Genomic DNA, 16,415 nt, shown 5'->3' with positions numbered 1-16,415 from the left:
GGGCACGGGGCGCCCACCCTGCGTCAGACCTTCAGGATGCGTTCGCCGCGGCCAATACCGGAACCGCCGGTACGGACGGTCTCGAGGATGGAGGCGCGGTCGATCGCGTCGATGAAGGCGTCGAGCTTGCTCTTGGCGCCGGTCAGTTCGATCGTGTAGCTCTTTTCCGTCACGTCGATGATGCGGCCGCGGAAGATGTCGGCGGTGCGCTTGATTTCCTCGCGCTCCTTGCCGACCGCCCGCACCTTGAGCAGCATGAGCTCGCGCTCGATGTGCTGGCCTTCGGTGAGGTCGACCACTTTCACGACTTCGATCAGGCGGTTCAGGTGCTTGGTGATCTGCTCGATGATGTCGTCCGAGCCCGAGGTCACGATCGTCATGCGCGACAGGGTCGCGTCTTCGGTCGGCGCCACGGTCAGGGTTTCGATGTTGTAGCCGCGGGCCGAAAACAGGCCCACCACGCGCGACAGGGCGCCGGCTTCGTTCTCCAGGAGAACCGAGATGATGTGTCTCATTTAGAGGTCCTCCGATCCGAGCAGCATTTCGGACAAGCCCTTGCCCGCCTTGACCATCGGCCAGACGTTCTCGCTCTGGTCGGTGATGAAGTTCATGAACACGAGACGGTCCTTCATGGCGAAGGCTTCGCGCAGCGAGCCCTCGACGTCGCCCGGCTTTTCGATGCGCATGCCGACGTGGCCATAGGCCTCGGCCAGCTTTTCGAAGTCGGGCAGCGAATCCATGTACGACTCGGAATAGCGCGAACCGTAGTCGATCTGCTGCCACTGGCGCACCATGCCCAGGAAGCGGTTATTCAGGAGGATGATCTTTGGCGTCAGGTGGTATTGCTTGCAGGTGGCAAGCTCCTGGATGCACATCTGGATCGAGCCTTCGCCGGTGACGCAGGCAACCGTCGCACCCGGGTTCGCCATCTGCACGCCCATGGCGTACGGCAGGCCCACGCCCATCGTGCCCAGGCCGCCGGAATTGATCCAGCGGCGCGGCTTGTCGAAGGGGTAGTACTGCGCGGCCCACATCTGGTGCTGGCCGACGTCGGAGGTGATGAAGGCGTCGCCTTTCGTCTCCTTCCAGAGCTGCTCGATGACCGATTGCGGCTTGATGACGAGGTCGGAGCTCTCGTATTTCAGGCAGTCGCGGCCGCGCCACTCCTCGATCTGCTTCCACCACGCGCGCAGCGGTTCCGGGTTGGCGCGGATGCTGCCTGCGGCATCAAGCTGGGACAGGAATTCGGTCAGCACTTCCTTGACGTTGCCGACGATCGGGATGTCGACCTTCACCCGTTTCGAGATCGACGAGGGGTCGATGTCGATGTGGATGATCTTGCGCGGGTGGCTGGCGAAATGCTTCGGGTTGCCGATCACGCGGTCGTCGAATCGGGCGCCGATCGCGATCAGGACGTCGCAGTGCTGCATCGCCATGTTCGCTTCATAGGTGCCGTGCATGCCGGGCATGCCGACATACTGCTCGCTGCTCGAACGCGAACCGCCCAGGCCCATCAGCGTGTTCGTGACCGGGGCGCCGAGCTTGTCGACCAGGCGATTCAGCTCGTTCGAGGCGTTGGCCAGGATCACGCCGCCGCCCGCATAGATCATCGGGCGCTCGGCCTGTTGCAGCAGCTGCACGGCCTTGCGGATCTGGCCGGTATGGCCCTTGTCGACCGGTTTATAGGAGCGCATCTCGATTTCGCGCGGATACTCGAACATGCACTTGTGCATGCTGATGTCCTTCGGGATATCGACCAGCACCGGGCCCGGACGGCCGGTACGGGCAATGTAGAAGGCTTTCTTGATGGTCGACGCCAGTTCCTTGACGTCCTTGACCAGGAAATTATGCTTGACCACGGGGCGGGTGATGCCGACCGTGTCGCATTCCTGGAACGCATCCTGGCCGATCGCGTGGCTTGGCACCTGGCCGCTGATCACCACCATCGGAATCGAATCCATGTAGGCGGTGGAGAGGCCGGTGACGGCATTCGTGACGCCCGGGCCGGAGGTGACGATGGCCACGCCCACGGTGTTCGAGCTGCGCGAATAGGCGTCGGCGGCATGCACGGCTGCCTGCTCGTGGCGCACCAGGACGTGCTGGAATTTGTCTTGCTGGAAGATGGCGTCGTAGATGTACAGCACTGCGCCGCCAGGATAGCCAAAGACGTGTTTGACGCCTTCCTCGGCCAGGCAACGCACGACTATTTCGGCACCCGTGATGGGGGCCGCTGATGCTTCGTTACTCATGATACATTCCTTTCAAGACCCAGAGGGAGTTTGATCGGATGCTCTTTCCTAACGAAATACGTTCTACCCCACAGCGCCGTCAGCTTCCCTTCTTTCTGCGCTCCCGTCGAACTCCCGGGTATCAATAGATACCTTTTGGAACGGCGCTGGGCGCAACTCGTTTGGCTGAGTGTCTGTAGCGGCTCGACGCATCTCTCGCGCTTTTGGCGCGGGTTGGAGCAAACTGCCTACAAATGAAAGCGTGTCATGCTGGTCCAGGCCTTGTGTGCCGGTCCGAATGACGGTGAAGCTTTGGGTGCAAAGCGTGAGGAACACCTTACTGCGTTGCACCATTTTGGTCAAGATAAAAAAATGAAAAGGTAGGATGCATGGTCCTGGTGAAAGGATGGGTGGCCGGATCATGGCTGATTATGCACTGCAGCGCGGCTTGACGGTCTGGATGTTCACGTGGCCCGACTGCGTGAGCACAGCTGAGCTCAGCACGCGGATATGGGTAACATCCGACCAGGGACACAGGGGCTATCGATGCACGCTTTCCCGCTCGCCGTTCCGTACTTCCCGGATGCAGTCCCTGTCCACCCGGGCTACCTCACTTTTCCGGGCTGGCCGCTCGCCGGAGAATGAAACCGAGCCTGTTGCGTTCGCAATATGTCCGTGATAGTCTCGGCAGGTACGGTCGACCGGCCGGCTCAGGAGTACTTGCGATGTCTGAAGCAATGTTCGCCGGACCGCGGCGCGCGCAGTCCAGGGGCTTTACCCTGCTCGAACTTCTGGTCGTGATCGTCATCATCGGCCTGCTCGCTGCGTACGTCGGCCCCAAGTATTTTTCCCAGCTCGGCAAATCGGAAGTGACGATCGCCAAGGCCCAGATCGATGCCTTCGAGAAGTCACTCGACAGCTATCGCCTTGACGTCGGCCGTTATCCCACAGGCGAAGAAGGCCTGGCCGCCCTCTTGACCGCGCCGCCCAGCGCAGGCGCCAAGTGGAATGGGCCCTACCTGAAAAAGGGCGTGCCGACCGATCCGTGGGGCCACCCGTATCAATACCGCGCGCCAGCCAGCAAGGGCGAGTACGAAATCGTCTCCCTTGGCCGCGACGGGCAGCCGGGTGGCACTGGCGACAATGCCGACATCTCCTCGCTCTGATTTTTAATTCTGCCGCCGCACCGGGCGTGCCCTTATCCGGTTCGCAGCCCCGAATCCGGGTGGCGGGTGTGTGCGGTTCGTGAACGGCTGCGGCTGGCGTGTGATGCGAAGTTCGCCCGAAGCCTTGTGCTTGCGCCGCTTTCTAGGGTGCTGGGCGCGTCCGCTGGTTGCGCAGATAGCGCTCGCGGACGAGTTCGACATAGCGCAGCGTTTCGCGGAACGGCGGCACCTTGCCGCCATAGCGTGCAAGCGCTTTCTCGCCGGCGTTATAGGCGGCGAGCGCCGTCTCCAGCCGGTTGTCGTACTTGTCGAGCAAATATTTCAGGTAACGGGCGCCGCCGTTGATGTTCTGGGCTGGATCGAACGGATCGCTGGCCCCGTATTCCTTCGCCGTTTCCGGCATCAGCTGCATCAGGCCGGCCGCGCCGCGCGGCGAACGTGCCTGGACCATGTAGCCGGACTCGACCGAAATGACTGCATGAATCAGTTCGCTGTCGATCGAAAAAGCCTGCGCGGCCGCATCGATCAGCGCATCGAAGTCGGACCGGTGCGGGCCCGGCGGCCGCCTTGCAAGGGGTGCCCCGTCCAGGGGCTCGGCACGGGCCTCGACGACGAGCACCTCGGCGGGCTGGCCCTGCGGGCGCAGGTTGGTCAGCACGACGACCTTGTTGCTGCCGACGTAGGTGTAGACGTCGGCCCGGACGGGGAGCGCGCCGCCGCCGAGCAACAGTATGGCGACGATAATGGATGGCCGCTTCATGATGAACCGTGCGCGCTGGTGCGGACTGCCCGGCGGGCCTCAGCCCGGCACGCTCCCGTCGTATGCGGGCGCAACGCCGGCCCGCGTACGCTGGCCCGGCAGGTGGCCGAGCAGGCCCTCGTCGATGGCGAACGTAGTCAAGGCCGACGCATTGTGCAAGTCGAGTTTCTGCATCAGGTTCGAACGGTGTTTTTCGACCGTCTTGACGCTCAGGCTGAAATACTCGGCGATGAATTTGTTCGTCTTGCCCTCCGCGATGAGCTTGAGCACCTGGCGCTCGCGATGTGTCAGCGTATCCATCGACGAAGTGGGCTGCGTCGGTTCCTTGGCGTGCAGGTAGCGCTGGACGACGTCGGCCGACACGTCGGGACTCAGGTAGGTTTTGCCGGACAGGACGCTGCGGATCGCCACCTGGAGTTCCTCGTGCGTGGCATCCTTGAGCAGGTAGCCGTTGGCGCCGGCCCGCAGGCTCGAATGGATGTATTCATCGGCCTTGTGCACCGTGACGATGATGATGCGGATCGACGGATAGCGCTTCTTGATGTCGATGATCGCCTCGATTCCGCTCATGCCTGGCATCGAAATATCCATCAGGATGAGATCCGGCTCGAGCGTGCGCAGCGACGCGATGGCTTCGCGCGCGTTGCTCAGGTCGCCGACCACCTCGAGCATCGGATCCTTCGAGATCAACGCACGCATGCCGGCGCGTAGCAGCGCATGGTCTTCGACGATCAAAATTCGGCTGGCTCTGTTCATGGTCCCCTCACTTGTTATTGTTGATGGCGGGTCCTGCCCCACCCGGCAGCTGTGCCGTGTAGCGTCCCGGCGAAAATACGAATACCCACTCGGCGTAGCTGCGCGCCCCTTCGAAGGCCTTTTCCGCGGGGGGAAAGTTACCCTGCTTTAAAGGTAATGCCTTGCTTTGGCTGTAGACCCCGACGATCTCGCCGCTGGCGCCCTTTACCAACCCCCAGTCGGCGCTGCCCGTTATCGGGTCGCGGTAAATCTCGCGCAGGTAGCGCACCATGCCGGGCTGGCGCGGGTCGCGCAACAGGTCCGCCAGCGACATCGGAAACTTCAACCCCTGCGCAGGCGAGTGCTCGTAAAAATGAATGATCGCCTGCCGGATCTGCCGCCCCGCGAAAAGCAGCTGTTTCTCCTTCGATCGCTGCGCACCATCATGCCAGCCATCAAGTGCTTTCGCCATCGAAATACCGACAATGGCGACCAGCAGCATCACGACCAGGTAGGCGAACCCTCGTTCCACACCCAAGGGGGTCGGACGCACGGCACGGAATGGCTTACCATTCGCCATATGCATTCCCGTCGGGTCCGGCGCCCGGAGCGCCGCTGTGCACATCCATGACGGCGCCCTTTTCCGGTTTGTCCGGCGCAACCACGATCCAGGTATCGCGCTTGCCTGTGAGCGGGTCGAGCGGGACCGCCCGCAGGTAGTGCTTCGTGACCAGGGTATCCAGGCTGTCGGGATAGATTCCATGATCCTCGTAATACTTGTCGAGTACATGCCGTGTCAGCGCCAGGTTCGCGCGCAACACCTGCTCGCGCGACTTGTCGACGCTATGGAAATAGCGCGGCACGCCGATCGTCAGCAGCAGCGAAATGATCGCCAGCACGACCAGCAATTCGACCAGAGTGAAGGCCCTGCAGATCATGCGTGCCGGTTTCATCTGTTTCACCATTTCCGGTACGGCACGCCGTTGATGCCGGTCGCCTCGCTGCGCGAATGGATGTCGTACACATCCTCGCCTGCGCGCGGGTCTTCCGCGCTGCTGGCGTATTCGCGCTTGGCCCAGGTCGCATCGTCGTCGAGCGCGGGATCGGTGGCCATCGGATCGCGCGGCACCTTGCGCAGGAAATACAGCCTCGCCTTGCCGTTCGGGTCGGAGGCGTCGCGCTCGCCATCGACCAGCGCCTGCAGCGAAGCCGGATAGCCGGAGCTGCGCGCGGAGCGCACGATTCGTCCGTCCTCGGCCGCGCGGTGCCAGGCGTCGATCGCCTCCCGCACCTCGATCAGTACCCGCTGCAGTTCGGCCTCGCGGCTGCGCTGGTGCGCCAGCTCGGCCATCGGCATGGCCAGGCTGGCGAGAATGCCGATGATCGCCACCGTGATCACCAGTTCGATGAGCGTAAACCCGCGCATCATGGCGTTGTCTCCACGGCCAGGGGCGCGGCCAGGTTCACCGGGACTTCCTGCCCGGCCGGGTCGAGGGCGGTCGCCCGGCCGATCCTGAGCTCGGCTGGCTTGCCGGCTGCGAGGACCTCGAACACGACCGTCGCGACCGTGCCGGCGCCGCTGACCCCGGCCGCGGCGGTACTGTCGAGGGTAACGCTCATGGCGCCGTTGCCGGGTCCGATGACCTTGTTGAACTGCGAGGGCGCCCCCGACTGGGTCACGAAATTGCCCTCGGTGGCGTCCAGCGCCCGCAGCGTGGCCGGGTCGTACTCGAGGGCCAGCGACAGCGACTTGAGTGTGCGCGTGCTTTGGGCATTGAGGGTGACGCTGATGCGCTCCCCGATTTTTGCCTGGCTCGGGCCCTGCCAGGTCAGGACCAGGGGCTGGGCGGCCGGCACCGCCGGCGGTGGCGGCGCCGTGGGCTGCCCGGCGCTCATCGCCGCATGCGGATTGCGGCCCGCCTGCGCGCTCGTGGTGCTCACCAGCCCGTAGGAGCGCGCCATCGGCGTGCCGCTGCGCGGCGTCGCTTCGGTGCCGGCCCAGAACTCGGCGCTGCGCGCGTCCGTGCTGCGCCGGCTGCCGACCACGTGCGGGGTGATCGACAGAACGATCTCGGTCTTGCGCAGGTCGTTCCTGCGGCTCGAGAACAGGTGGCCCAGCACCGGCAGGCTGCCAAGACCCGGGACCCGGCTCGCGCTGTCGCGGTCCTCGTCATTGATCAGGCCGGCAAGGATCTGGGTTTCGCCATCCTTCAGGCGCAAGACGGTGGTGGCGTTGCGGGTGCCGATCTGGTAGGCCAGCGTGCCCGAGACGGCGTTCTGCACTTCCTTGACGATCGAACTGACCTCGAGGTTGATCTTGATGCTGACGTCATTGTCGAGGTGAATCTCCGGCTCGACCTCCAGCTTCAGGCCGACATCCAGGTATTGCACGTTGCCCGTGACCACCGGGGTGCCGGTCGATACGGGCGTGATGGCATTCGTGATGACGGGCACGCGGTCGCCGATCATCACCTTGGCCTTCTCGTGGTTGCGGGCCCGGATGCGCGGGCTGGCCAACAGGTTCGCGTTGCCATCCTGGTGCAGCAGGTTCAGGGTGAGCGAGGGCGCGGGACTGACGACGATATTGCTGCCATTAATTTGGCGGAAGGCATCGATCGGCAGCCCCCCTCCTCCGGCGGCACCCAGGCCCTGCAGCGAAAACGTGGCGGACGAAGGATAGTTCACGCCGAGCTCCGAGAGCCGCGAGCCGCTGACCTCCAGAACCTCGACTTCGAGCATGACTTCGGGGTCGGCGATATCCTGGTCCTCCACCAGGCGGGCCGCCAGGTCGATGACGTCGGGTGTGTCGCGCATGACGACCGAATTGGTTTTCTCGTGGACGAAGATGTCCTTGGTGCGCAGCAGCGTCTTGATCATGGTGACGACTTGCTTGGCGTCGGCATTGACCAGGTGGAAGCTACGGATCTTGAGGTCCTGGAATTCCTTCAGCTTGGCCGGGGTGTTCTGGTAGACCAGCACCGTGCTGTCGCTGATGATTTTTTTCTCGAGCTGGGTCTGCATCAGGATCAGGTCGATCGCGTCGGCCACGGCGACGTCCTTGACGAACAGCGTCACCTTGGTATCGGCCTTGACTTCCTTGTCCATCAACAGGTTGATCCCGCTGGCGCGCGCCAGGGCCTCGAACACGACCTTCAGCGAGGCGTCGCGGAACTGCAGCGATACCGGACGCTTGAACTTGGCGTTCAAGCCCGTGCCGCCGGCGACGATGTTGGCGTGCCCTTCGTCGGCCTTGCGTTGCAGCGCCAGCGCACCGGCATGCGCGGGATCCTCCAGCAGGATCCGGCGGGTGTACGCGAGCGCAGTGTCGAAGTCGTCCTTCGCGGCCGCCTGGGCAGCCGCCTCCATCCACGCGCCATGGCGCTGGGCCCGCTCCAACTCGGCCAGCGCGGCGCGGGCGCTGCGGTCAGCCGGTTCGATCGCCAGCACCCGCTGGTACAAGGCGGTCGCGGCATCGTCGTGCCCCGCTGCGCGCTCGGCCGCCGCACGCGCCAGCAAGCCATTGACGATATCGGTGCGCTGGCGCAACAGCGCGATGCGAAAATCGGCGTTTCCCGGCTCGATGCTGCTGGCCTCGCCGAGCTTGCGCAGGCCTTCCTCGGGCTTGCCCTCGGCAATCAGGCCAAGGCCCTCGCGATGCAGGCGTTCCGCGGCACAGCCAGCCAGCAGCGCAAAGCTCATGGCGAGGATCAGCGGGCGGATGGGCGTGAACGATTTCATGGAAATTCCAATCAGGCGGCATCAGCGGTACGCACCGATTGGCGCATACCAAGCGGCAAATAGGTCAACTCGATGCGGTCGGCGGCGATGCGCTCGAGGCGATAGGTGTTGTCGATGGTGTCGCCCTGCTTTACCAGCAGCAGCTGGTCGCCTTTCATCAGCATGACGGTTTCGCGCCCCCCTTCAACGTACATCCCGACGTACACGAAGGGCATGGGCGGAGCGACCGGTGGCGGCGGCGTGACGGGGACCTGCGCCGCGGCCACGGCGGCAGCGGGCGCCACGGCCGGAGGCGGCGCCGGCGGGGGTGTCCAGGAGGTGGCGGCGAACGGATCGGCCGGCGGTGCCGGCTGCGCCCGGTCGGCAAGCGCCAGCGCTGGGGTGGCCGGCGCGGCGGCGCCCGGCGCGCTTCGTGGCGGTCCCGGCGGTGGCTTCGGCGCGCTGCGCACAAGGTTCGCAACCCGCGTCGCAGGCGCGCGAGCCCTGGCGGGCGCGTCCTGCGACAGCCCTGCGGGCACCTGCCACGACGCCAGCAGGACCAGCACGACTGCGCCACGCGCGGCATTGCCATGCATGTCTGCAGCGTTCCTCATGGCGATGGCCTCATGTAGTAAGACAGGCGGACCACTGCCTCGAGCGCCGGGTCGCCTATCTTCGCGCGGTGGAACTGCACGTCGAGCAGGGCCAGGCCAGCTTCCTCTTTCAGGAGCGTTGCCAGGAAGCGACGAACCTGCGGGTAACTTCCCTGCAGGGGCAGAGTTACCTGGTAAGACACCACCCCGCCCTGGGCCTCGCGGGTCACCGTGTACAGGCCATCGTTGAGCTGCAACCCGTGATCGGAGGCATGCTGTACCAGCTGCTCGATGCGGTCCGGGAAACTCGTCTCCAGGCCCAGGCCAACTGGGGCGGTGCGGGCGGCGTGGGGCGCGGTGCCGCCGGCAGGTTCGGCGGCCGCGATCCGCGCGAGCACCGCCAGGCGCTGCTCGGTTTCAGCGATCGAGCGCTGTGCGGGAACGATCGCTCCCCACTCGATGGCGAGCGCCGCAGCGCCCAACCCGATGGCCGCGAGGCCGGCCATGCCGAGGCGGCTCCGCCAGATCGCCAGGGTCCGGCGCAGGCGCGCCGCCAGCGCCGCGGTATCGCCGGCGATGCGGACACGGCCCGCGCGCGCCAGCCATGCGGCTGGAAAGGCAGGGGTCATGATGTCCCCCACTTGAGCAGCAGGGAAAAGCGCACCGGGTGCATTGCGTCGGCCGGGTCGACGTGGTGATCGTGAAGGTAGACACGGTTGAAGAAACCGGCTTTCTGCAGTTGCCGCATGAATGCGAGCAGGGCTGCCATGCTGCGCGCTTCGCCGCTGAGGCTCAGCTCGGTCCCCGCAGCCTGCGGTGCCAGGGTCAGCAGGCTGACGTCGGGCCCGCTCGCCCGTTCGATCGCACTGAACAGGCGCTCCCACGGCTTGGCCGTGGCTTCGCGCAGCTGCGCCAGCGCCCGCTGCTCGGCCAGCGACTGCGGCGTGGGCCGGGGCCGGCTGTGCGCACGGGCGGCCTGGCGGCGCCCCTGCGCCGCCTCCACCTGCGCGTCGAGGCGGGCCGCCGTGCCCATCAAATCGATGGCCTGGTAGGCAAGCATTGCGCACACGCAGGCGACGCCGGCGAGCAGGGCCAGTGGCCAGCGTAGCCAGGGCTGTTCGGCGCCGGCATGATCGAGGCGCACGGCGGGCAGGCGTCTCATAGCGTTTCCTCTTCGGTGCGCAGGGGTACCACGGCCAGGCCCGGGAGGCAGGGAAGCTCGCCATCGGCGGCGTCGAGGAAGACGGTATCGGCCGCGGCCGGCGCATCGTGCAGGCATTCTTCGCGTGCCAGTACGGCCGGCAGTGACGTGCGCCAACCGGTGTCCGCGCGCAGGCTGCGCGCGGCCATCCATTCCCAGTTGTGCCAGCGGGCCACGCACAGGGTACCGTCGTCCTGCGATACCAGCCAGGCATCCGGCCGGTCGAGGCGGCCGCGATAGCGGTTCAGCGTCTCGGCCAGCGCGGGAACCAGGGAATAACGGGTGATGCCGCGTACACGCAGCAGTCCGCCGAGCGCTGCAACGAAGCGGCCATCGACGGCACTCGCCAGCCGCGCCCTGCCCGCCAGGGTACGCTCGGAGCGCATCTGCCAGCCAACGCTCGCCTCGCCGTACAGCTGGCGGAAACGGTGCCTGAGAAATATCCGTTCTTCCTCCGCGCCAGCCAGGACCAGGCTCCCGGGCAGGACAGCGTAACGGACCAGGCTGTTCGACAGCACCACCCGTGCCCGTCCCCCGGTGTGTGGTTCGAGCACCCTGGCCAGGGTCGCGAGGGCTGGTTCCCACGGCGTGTCGGCCTCCCCGCGCCCGCAGAGGATCTCGTCCGCCGCATGCGTCCCCACCCAGCCGCGCGCCGTCAGCCGCGAAACGCAACGGTCGATGGCCACCTTCTGGACCCCGATCCGGATATCCCAACTAACGAACGACAAATGTGACACGATTGATCTCCTGCAAGGTGGTTTCTCCGGCCAGGGCCATGTCGACAGCGATTTCGCGCAGCAGGCGGGTACCGTTGCGGCGCGCCGCCTCGCGCACCATGCGCAGCGGCTCGCGCGCGACGATCAGCTCGCGGATCTCGTCGTTCATCATCAGCAGTTCGCCGATCGCGCGCCGCCCCTTGAATCCGGTCCCGCGGCAGTGGGCGCAGCCCTGCCCGGCCATGAAATGCGCGCGCGCTGCCTGTTCGCCATCGATACCGGACTCGGACAGCAAATGTGCATCGGGATGCACCGCGCGCCGGCAGGCGGCGCAATTGACCCGCACCAGGCGCTGGGCGACAACGCCGTTCAGCGCGGCTACCAGGCTGTAGGGATCGACGTCCATGTGCATGAAGCGCCCGATGACGTCGAACACGTTGTTGGCGTGGACGGTCGTGAAGACCAGGTGTCCGGTGAGGGCCGACTGCACCGCGATCTGCGCGGTCTCGGCGTCGCGGATTTCGCCGACCATCACCTTGTCCGGGTCGTGGCGCAGGATCGAGCGCAGTCCGCGCGCGAAGGTCAGCCCCTTCTTCTCGTTCACCGGGATCTGCAGCACGCCCGGCAACTGGTATTCGACCGGGTCCTCGATCGTGATGATCTTGTCGAGTCCCTGGTTGATTTCGGCGATCGCGGCGTACAGGGTCGTGGTCTTTCCGCTCCCGGTCGGTCCCGTCACCAGCACCATCCCGTATGGCACACTGGACAGGCGTCGCAGCATGGCCACCGCTTCGCTGTCGAATCCAAGCGAGTCCAGGCGCAAGCCCTGGATCTGTTCGGAGAGCGCCTGCTTGTCGAGGATCCGCAGGACCGCGTCCTCGCCGAAGATGCTCGGCATGATCGAGACCCGGAAGTCGACCTGGCGCCCCCGCACGCTGACCTTGAAGCGGCCGTCCTGCGGCACCCGCCTCTCGGCGATGTCGAGCTCGGCCATGACCTTGACGCGCGACAGGATCTGTTCGGCCTGGGCCGCCCCGGGAAGGCGGGCGGCCAGCCCGAGCACGCCGTCGACGCGGTATCTGATCGACAGCGCGTCCGGGCCGGTTTCCAGGTGGATGTCGCTGGCGCCCAGCTTCAGCGCGTCATAGAGTGTCGAGTCGACCAGCTTGACGACCGGGCTGGCATGTTCGCTGATGCGCTTGAAGTTCAGTTCATTCGAATCGTCCAGCGCCGGCCCGCTTTCGGCGGCTGCCGTCGCCATGCCGTCCATCGCGCGGAGCGTTTCCTCGTGGCGGCCGAGCACCGCCTGCAGGTCGATCCTGTGCGCCAGGCGCCATTCGAACGGCACGTCCATGCGCCCATCGATCCACCCGGCCAGGCCGATATCGAGCGGATCGGCGATCACGACCAGCATCCCGCGCGCGCCGCGCATCGCCACGCAAGCGTGTTCGCCCGCCTCGTGGAACGAAATGAGGTCGAACACGGGCTCGAGTCCCGCCAGGGCGACCGCGTCGATGGCCTCGAAGCCGAGCGTCGCCGCCAGCCGTTCCACGAAGCGCCCAGGCGGCAGGCCGCTTTCCTCCTCGAGGATTTCGACAGCGCGTCCGGGCGCCCCTTCGGCCGCGCGGCGCGCAGTGCGCAACTGCTCCGCCGCGAAGACCGGCGCGGCGCTCATGGCCTGGACGGCGGCATTCATTGAATCGACCCCGCGAGATCGAAAATCGGCATGTACATCAACACCACGATGCCACCGATCATGAAGCCGATCACGATCATCAGCAGCGGTTCGAAGAGCTTGGTGAAACGCTCGATCCAGCGCGCCAGCTCTTCTTCGTAGAAACTGGCGATCCGTTCCATCATGTCGCCCATCTGTCCGGTACGCTCGCCGACCTGCAGCATGCGCAGCGCCACGGGCGTGGTCAGCCCATAGCGCTCCATCGAGCGCGAAATCGGATTGCCCTCGCCGATAAGGCGCGCGGCCTGGACAAGCTGGGCCTGCATCTCTGCCTCCAGCAGCGCCGCCGCCATGGGCAACGCCGTCGCGACCGGCAAGCCGCCGCGCAGCAGCATCCCGAGCGTGCGGTACACGCGCGACAGGTAGAACAGGCGCAGGCGCGTCCCGATTGCCGGCAGGCGCCAGGCGCAGCGCACTGCGCCCGCCCTGACGGGCGCCATGCCGGCCCCGTACCAGACCGCAGCCCCGAGCAGCAGGAGGCCGCCGAGGACCGCGATTCTATTGTCACCGAGGAACTGGCCGACCGTCATCAGCAAGCGCGAAGCCCAAGGCAGCGCTGCCCCGGCGTCGGCGTAGATGGTGCTGAAGCGCGGCACCACATACAGCATCAGGAACAGCGTCACCAGCGTGCCGACCACGGCCAGGACGATGGGGTACACCGACGCCCCGACGAGATGGCGGCGCAGGCGGTCGACCTGGCCCTGGTAGTCGATATAGCGCCCCAGGGCCTCCTCGAGGGCGCCGGTGCGTTCGCTGGAACGCAGCGTTGCCACATACAGCGGCGGGATCGCGGCGCCGGAGTGCTCGATCGCATGGGACAGGGACCGTCCCTCGAACAGCGCGCCGACGATGCGGCGCAACACGCGCGCGCTGTCGGGATGGGTTTCCTTGTCGGCCAGGGTTTCGAGGGCTTCGATGACCGACAGCCCGGCCTGGAGCAGCGCCAGCAACTGCTGGCTGAACAGGGCCAGCGGAAAGCGCGGCTTGCGCATGGCGGCGCCGAGCGGCCATCCGGCGCCGCGCTTGAGGGAGAGCAGCACATGACCCTGGGCCCGCAATTGCGCAGCCGCGTCGTCGCGATCGCTGGCTTCAATTTCGACCTGGCTGAAATTGATTCCGTTATGAACGATCCTGGCCTTGAATTTCATTGCGCTCGGCGTCCTGGGCGGGGTGAGGGTCCGGCAGGCCCGCTACAGCTGGGCCCGTATTCCATGCAATTGATGTTAGAGGAATAGACCCTGCCTGCCTCTGGAAGCAGCACCCTATTTCCCTCTACAGTGTTTACTGTATTTGCGCGGTCCGGGCGGCGACGTGTGGCGCCGGCGCGGCAATGCGATTGCCGCGCACTTCGGCCGCCAGCTCGGCGGCGCTGGGGAAGCCTTCCAGGCGAATCCACGGGCCGCCCGGGGCGCTGCGTACCAGCGTGACGGGCGCATGGTTCATCTTGTCCCCCCGATACAGGTCAAAGGCACGCTGGGCGGCCTCGCTGGCGGCGACGCTGCCGGTATAGAAGTGCCATCCAGGTCCGGCGCCAGCCTTGCGCGCATACTCGCGCAGTACGGCCGGTGTATCGTTGAGGGGATCGAGCGAGATCGATACCAGCCGCAGCTTTTCGCCCCGCCGCAGCTGGCCCTGCAGCTCGGCCATGGTACGGGTGGCGATCGGACAGACCGCGGAGCAGCTCGTGAAAATGAAGTTAAGCGCCACCGGGCCGTCGTAGGCCAGTTCGTCGTCGAGCGCGACGCGGGCGCCGTCCGAGCGTACCAGCGTGACCGGCCCGGGCCGGTAGACGCCGATGCTGCGCTGCGGCGCGCCGGGAACCGCCGCAGCGGGCGCGGCGGGATGCGGCCCGGGGTGGGCGCAGGCTGGCGCCGCGGCTGCGGCGGCCAGCGCCAGCGCGGCGGCGATGCGGAAACAGGAATGGGTCATGGCTTCTCCTCGGCAGTGTGGCTGGGGGGCCGTCCTGCCGCGGGCAGGTCGGCGGCTTCGGACAGGCTCAGCGGGTGGCTGTCCTGGCCCAGGTAGATTTCGTGCGCGGCGATCCGCATGTCGCGTCCCACGCTCAGGTGCGGGTACATCGACGGCAGGATCGTCACGTTGATGTTGTGCTCGACCTGCTCGAGCAGGTACTCACGCGAAAAACTGTCCATCATGTGCATCAGCGCTTCGCCCAGCATTGTCATGGCGAACCATGCGTTGACCTGCACTTCCTCGTCGCCAGGTACAATCCTGCGCGCTGCGAGCCAGTCGCGCACCCGGCGCAGGCGCGCGGCGCGCTGCGGCTCCGGTTCCCAGCGCGCGACCCGTTGAGCGCGCTCCCACCCGGATGGGGCAGGCCCCGGCGCCATCGACTCGGCCAGGTAGGCCGGCGCCGCCGGTGCGTCCAGGCGCGCCAGGTCCGCTGCGCCGAGCCAGGCCACGACGGCAGCGTCGCCATCGGCACCTGCCCGGGCAGCGCGCCCCGGCGCGAAGCGCAGGGGCTGGTCGGCCAGCACCACGCCACTGCCGGCCAGGGCGCGCCGCAGGGCGGCGGCGGCAGCCCGCGCCACCCCATCGTCGGCCCGGTATACCTGGGTCACCCGCCCGCGCCCCGCGCTGGCCAGGTGGCGGCCCAGGCCTTCGGCCTCGAGCAGGACACCGTCGGAAAAGTACAGGGTATAGAAGTTGGCCTCCATCGTGGCCGGCAGCGTGGCGACCGGAAGGATGCAGGGCAAGCCGCGGCGCTCGCTGAAGCGCTGGACCGGCGCCCAGTCGTCGTCCCCGAGGCCGCTCACCAGGGCGAATACTGGCTGGGCCCGGTACAGGGCATCGAGCTGGCCGGCCCAGCCCGACGGTGGCCCGTTCAGCTCCCACAGGTGCAATACCCAGCGCCGGTAGGCGCGCTGCATGCGCATCGCGCCGGCACGGCGGCGCGCGGGCTCCGAACGGACCGCGGCGTTCTTGTCGCGCACGAAGGCGTCGAGTACGGCCAGCAGCGCAGCGCGGCGGGCCGGCGCGACGCCGGGCTGGATCACGGTGCCGAGGTGGATGTCCTCGTCGTCCACGCCTTCGGCCGGCTTTGCTCCCAGCGTGCGCAGGTAGGCCTCGAGGTCACGCAGCTCGCCGGCACTCAATGCATAGCGGGGCATCAGGGCGCCCAGTGGGCGGCCGGCGGAATCGATCCCGGCGCCCAGCGCCGTGGCCAGGCTGGCGCTGTCGTAAGGCGGCCTGGCTGGCTTCCCGAGCTGGTGCGCAATGCGCGCAGTCGCGGCTGCCGGCGGCCGGTCCTGGAACAGATCCACCGAGGTGATCGGACGTACCCCGAACGGCCCCTCGGCCGAGCCGAAGCCGCTGCGCCGGTGGCAGGCCGCACAGGCCGCGTCTCTTCCCTCGCGCGCGATGCCGTTCGCACCGAGCGCATGCAGGGGGCTGCCGTCGGCGCGCGCGCCGTCCAGGTACAGGTGCATGCCGCGGGCGGCGTCCCCGGATGAGGCCGCTGGCCGCTGCGCCAGCGCCATCGCCGGCACCAGGCAGGCCAGCAACAGGGCGGCAAGCCGCCAACGAGACACGCCCCGCATGGCACCC

At 66.7% G+C, this 16,415-nt stretch carries 17 protein-coding genes; 1 reads left to right on the top strand and 16 read right to left on the bottom strand.

The features are described 5' to 3' along the window. Positions 1-23: 23 nt before the first annotated feature. A complete protein-coding gene (gene ilvN / locus AC1MEM_RS11780; RefSeq protein ID WP_192050554.1) occupies positions 24-515 on the bottom strand; it encodes an acetolactate synthase small subunit in 492 nt (163 codons plus the stop codon). Then, positions 516-2,249, bottom strand: coding sequence for an acetolactate synthase 3 catalytic subunit (locus AC1MEM_RS11775; protein WP_499477419.1), 1,734 nt, complete (start codon positions 2,247-2,249; stop codon positions 516-518). A 704-nt stretch (positions 2,250-2,953) separates the two neighbouring features. On the opposite strand from AC1MEM_RS11775, the gene gspG reads away from it, so the two are divergent. Then, a complete protein-coding gene (gene gspG / locus AC1MEM_RS11770; protein ID WP_499477418.1) occupies positions 2,954-3,394 on the top strand; it encodes a type II secretion system major pseudopilin GspG in 441 nt (146 codons plus the stop codon). A 142-nt stretch (positions 3,395-3,536) separates the two neighbouring features. On the opposite strand, the gene AC1MEM_RS11765 is transcribed toward gspG, so the two are convergent. From AC1MEM_RS11765 to AC1MEM_RS11700, 14 genes are all read right to left on the bottom strand, one after another. Continuing rightward, positions 3,537-4,154 carry a lytic transglycosylase domain-containing protein gene (locus AC1MEM_RS11765; RefSeq protein WP_499477417.1) on the bottom strand — a complete coding sequence of 206 codons (618 nt, stop codon included), beginning with the start codon at positions 4,152-4,154 and terminating at the stop codon, positions 3,537-3,539. Positions 4,155-4,193: 39 nt separating this feature from the next. Further along, positions 4,194-4,910, bottom strand: coding sequence for a response regulator (locus AC1MEM_RS11760; RefSeq protein ID WP_499477415.1), 717 nt, complete (start codon positions 4,908-4,910; stop codon positions 4,194-4,196). Positions 4,911-4,917: 7 nt separating this feature from the next. Further along, complete coding sequence (locus AC1MEM_RS11755) at positions 4,918-5,469, bottom strand: type II secretion system protein (RefSeq protein ID WP_499477413.1); 552 nt, start codon at positions 5,467-5,469, stop codon at positions 4,918-4,920. Then, complete coding sequence (locus AC1MEM_RS11750) at positions 5,456-5,842, bottom strand: type II secretion system protein (RefSeq protein ID WP_499477411.1); 387 nt, start codon at positions 5,840-5,842, stop codon at positions 5,456-5,458. Before AC1MEM_RS11750 ends, AC1MEM_RS11755 begins: the two co-directional genes overlap by 14 nt. Positions 5,843-5,847: 5 nt before the next feature. Next, a complete protein-coding gene (locus AC1MEM_RS11745; protein ID WP_499477410.1) occupies positions 5,848-6,318 on the bottom strand; it encodes a type II secretion system protein in 471 nt (156 codons plus the stop codon). Further along, complete coding sequence (locus AC1MEM_RS11740; RefSeq protein WP_499477409.1) at positions 6,315-8,627, bottom strand: secretin GspD/PilQ domain-containing protein; 2,313 nt, start codon at positions 8,625-8,627, stop codon at positions 6,315-6,317. Before AC1MEM_RS11740 ends, AC1MEM_RS11745 begins: the two co-directional genes overlap by 4 nt. An 11-nt stretch (positions 8,628-8,638) precedes the next feature. Further along, positions 8,639-9,220, bottom strand: a complete 582-nt coding sequence (locus tag AC1MEM_RS11735) for a hypothetical protein (protein ID WP_499477407.1) — start codon at positions 9,218-9,220, stop codon at positions 8,639-8,641. Further along, entirely contained in the window at positions 9,217-9,828 is a 612-nt protein-coding gene (locus AC1MEM_RS11730; protein ID WP_499477406.1) for a hypothetical protein, read from the bottom strand. Before AC1MEM_RS11730 ends, AC1MEM_RS11735 begins: the two co-directional genes overlap by 4 nt. Continuing rightward, positions 9,825-10,361, bottom strand: coding sequence for a PilN domain-containing protein (locus AC1MEM_RS11725; protein ID WP_499477405.1), 537 nt, complete (start codon positions 10,359-10,361; stop codon positions 9,825-9,827). The genes AC1MEM_RS11730 and AC1MEM_RS11725 overlap by 4 nt, the downstream gene beginning before the upstream one ends. Beyond that, positions 10,358-11,137 (bottom strand): hypothetical protein, encoded by a 780-nt coding sequence (locus AC1MEM_RS11720; protein ID WP_499477403.1) that lies wholly within the window; start codon positions 11,135-11,137, stop codon positions 10,358-10,360. Before AC1MEM_RS11720 ends, AC1MEM_RS11725 begins: the two co-directional genes overlap by 4 nt. Then, positions 11,115-12,812 (bottom strand): GspE/PulE family protein, encoded by a 1,698-nt coding sequence (locus AC1MEM_RS11715; protein WP_499477402.1) that lies wholly within the window; start codon positions 12,810-12,812, stop codon positions 11,115-11,117. Before AC1MEM_RS11715 ends, AC1MEM_RS11720 begins: the two co-directional genes overlap by 23 nt. Then, positions 12,809-13,999, bottom strand: a complete 1,191-nt coding sequence (locus AC1MEM_RS11710; protein WP_499477401.1) for a type II secretion system F family protein — start codon at positions 13,997-13,999, stop codon at positions 12,809-12,811. Before AC1MEM_RS11710 ends, AC1MEM_RS11715 begins: the two co-directional genes overlap by 4 nt. Before the next feature lie 133 nt (positions 14,000-14,132). Continuing rightward, a complete protein-coding gene (locus AC1MEM_RS11705; protein WP_499477399.1) occupies positions 14,133-14,780 on the bottom strand; it encodes an SCO family protein in 648 nt (215 codons plus the stop codon). Then, entirely contained in the window at positions 14,777-16,408 is a 1,632-nt protein-coding gene (locus AC1MEM_RS11700) for a hypothetical protein (RefSeq protein WP_499477398.1), read from the bottom strand. Before AC1MEM_RS11700 ends, AC1MEM_RS11705 begins: the two co-directional genes overlap by 4 nt. Positions 16,409-16,415: the final 7 nt, after the last annotated feature.

It is taken from the genome of Telluria sp. AIW5 (assembly GCF_056680575.1).
This window is presented reverse-complemented; position numbering and strand designations above follow the sequence as displayed.

Bases quoted from the DNA above. Each gene is read 5' to 3' on its own strand.
- AC1MEM_RS11745 (WP_499477410.1), bottom strand. From the start codon at position 6,318: ATGATGCGCGGGTTTACGCTCATCGAACTGGTGATCACGGTGGCGATC.
- AC1MEM_RS11750 (WP_499477411.1), bottom strand. From the start codon at position 5,842: ATGAAACCGGCACGCATGATCTGCAGGGCCTTCACTCTGGTCGAATTG.
- AC1MEM_RS11730 (WP_499477406.1), bottom strand. From the start codon at position 9,828: ATGACCCCTGCCTTTCCAGCCGCATGGCTGGCGCGCGCGGGCCGTGTC.
- AC1MEM_RS11760 (WP_499477415.1), bottom strand. From the start codon at position 4,910: ATGAACAGAGCCAGCCGAATTTTGATCGTCGAAGACCATGCGCTGCTA.
- AC1MEM_RS11705 (WP_499477399.1), bottom strand. From the start codon at position 14,780: ATGACCCATTCCTGTTTCCGCATCGCCGCCGCGCTGGCGCTGGCCGCC.
- AC1MEM_RS11710 (WP_499477401.1), bottom strand. From the start codon at position 13,999: ATGAAATTCAAGGCCAGGATCGTTCATAACGGAATCAATTTCAGCCAG.
- gspG (WP_499477418.1), top strand. From the start codon at position 2,954: ATGTCTGAAGCAATGTTCGCCGGACCGCGGCGCGCGCAGTCCAGGGGC.
- ilvN (WP_192050554.1), bottom strand. From the start codon at position 515: ATGAGACACATCATCTCGGTTCTCCTGGAGAACGAAGCCGGCGCCCTG.
- AC1MEM_RS11715 (WP_499477402.1), bottom strand. From the start codon at position 12,812: ATGAATGCCGCCGTCCAGGCCATGAGCGCCGCGCCGGTCTTCGCGGCG.
- AC1MEM_RS11725 (WP_499477405.1), bottom strand. From the start codon at position 10,361: ATGAGACGCCTGCCCGCCGTGCGCCTCGATCATGCCGGCGCCGAACAG.
- AC1MEM_RS11740 (WP_499477409.1), bottom strand. From the start codon at position 8,627: ATGAAATCGTTCACGCCCATCCGCCCGCTGATCCTCGCCATGAGCTTT.
- AC1MEM_RS11765 (WP_499477417.1), bottom strand. From the start codon at position 4,154: ATGAAGCGGCCATCCATTATCGTCGCCATACTGTTGCTCGGCGGCGGC.
- AC1MEM_RS11775 (WP_499477419.1), bottom strand. From the start codon at position 2,249: ATGAGTAACGAAGCATCAGCGGCCCCCATCACGGGTGCCGAAATAGTC.
- AC1MEM_RS11755 (WP_499477413.1), bottom strand. From the start codon at position 5,469: ATGGCGAATGGTAAGCCATTCCGTGCCGTGCGTCCGACCCCCTTGGGT.
- AC1MEM_RS11735 (WP_499477407.1), bottom strand. From the start codon at position 9,220: ATGAGGAACGCTGCAGACATGCATGGCAATGCCGCGCGTGGCGCAGTC.
- AC1MEM_RS11700 (WP_499477398.1), bottom strand. From the start codon at position 16,408: ATGCGGGGCGTGTCTCGTTGGCGGCTTGCCGCCCTGTTGCTGGCCTGC.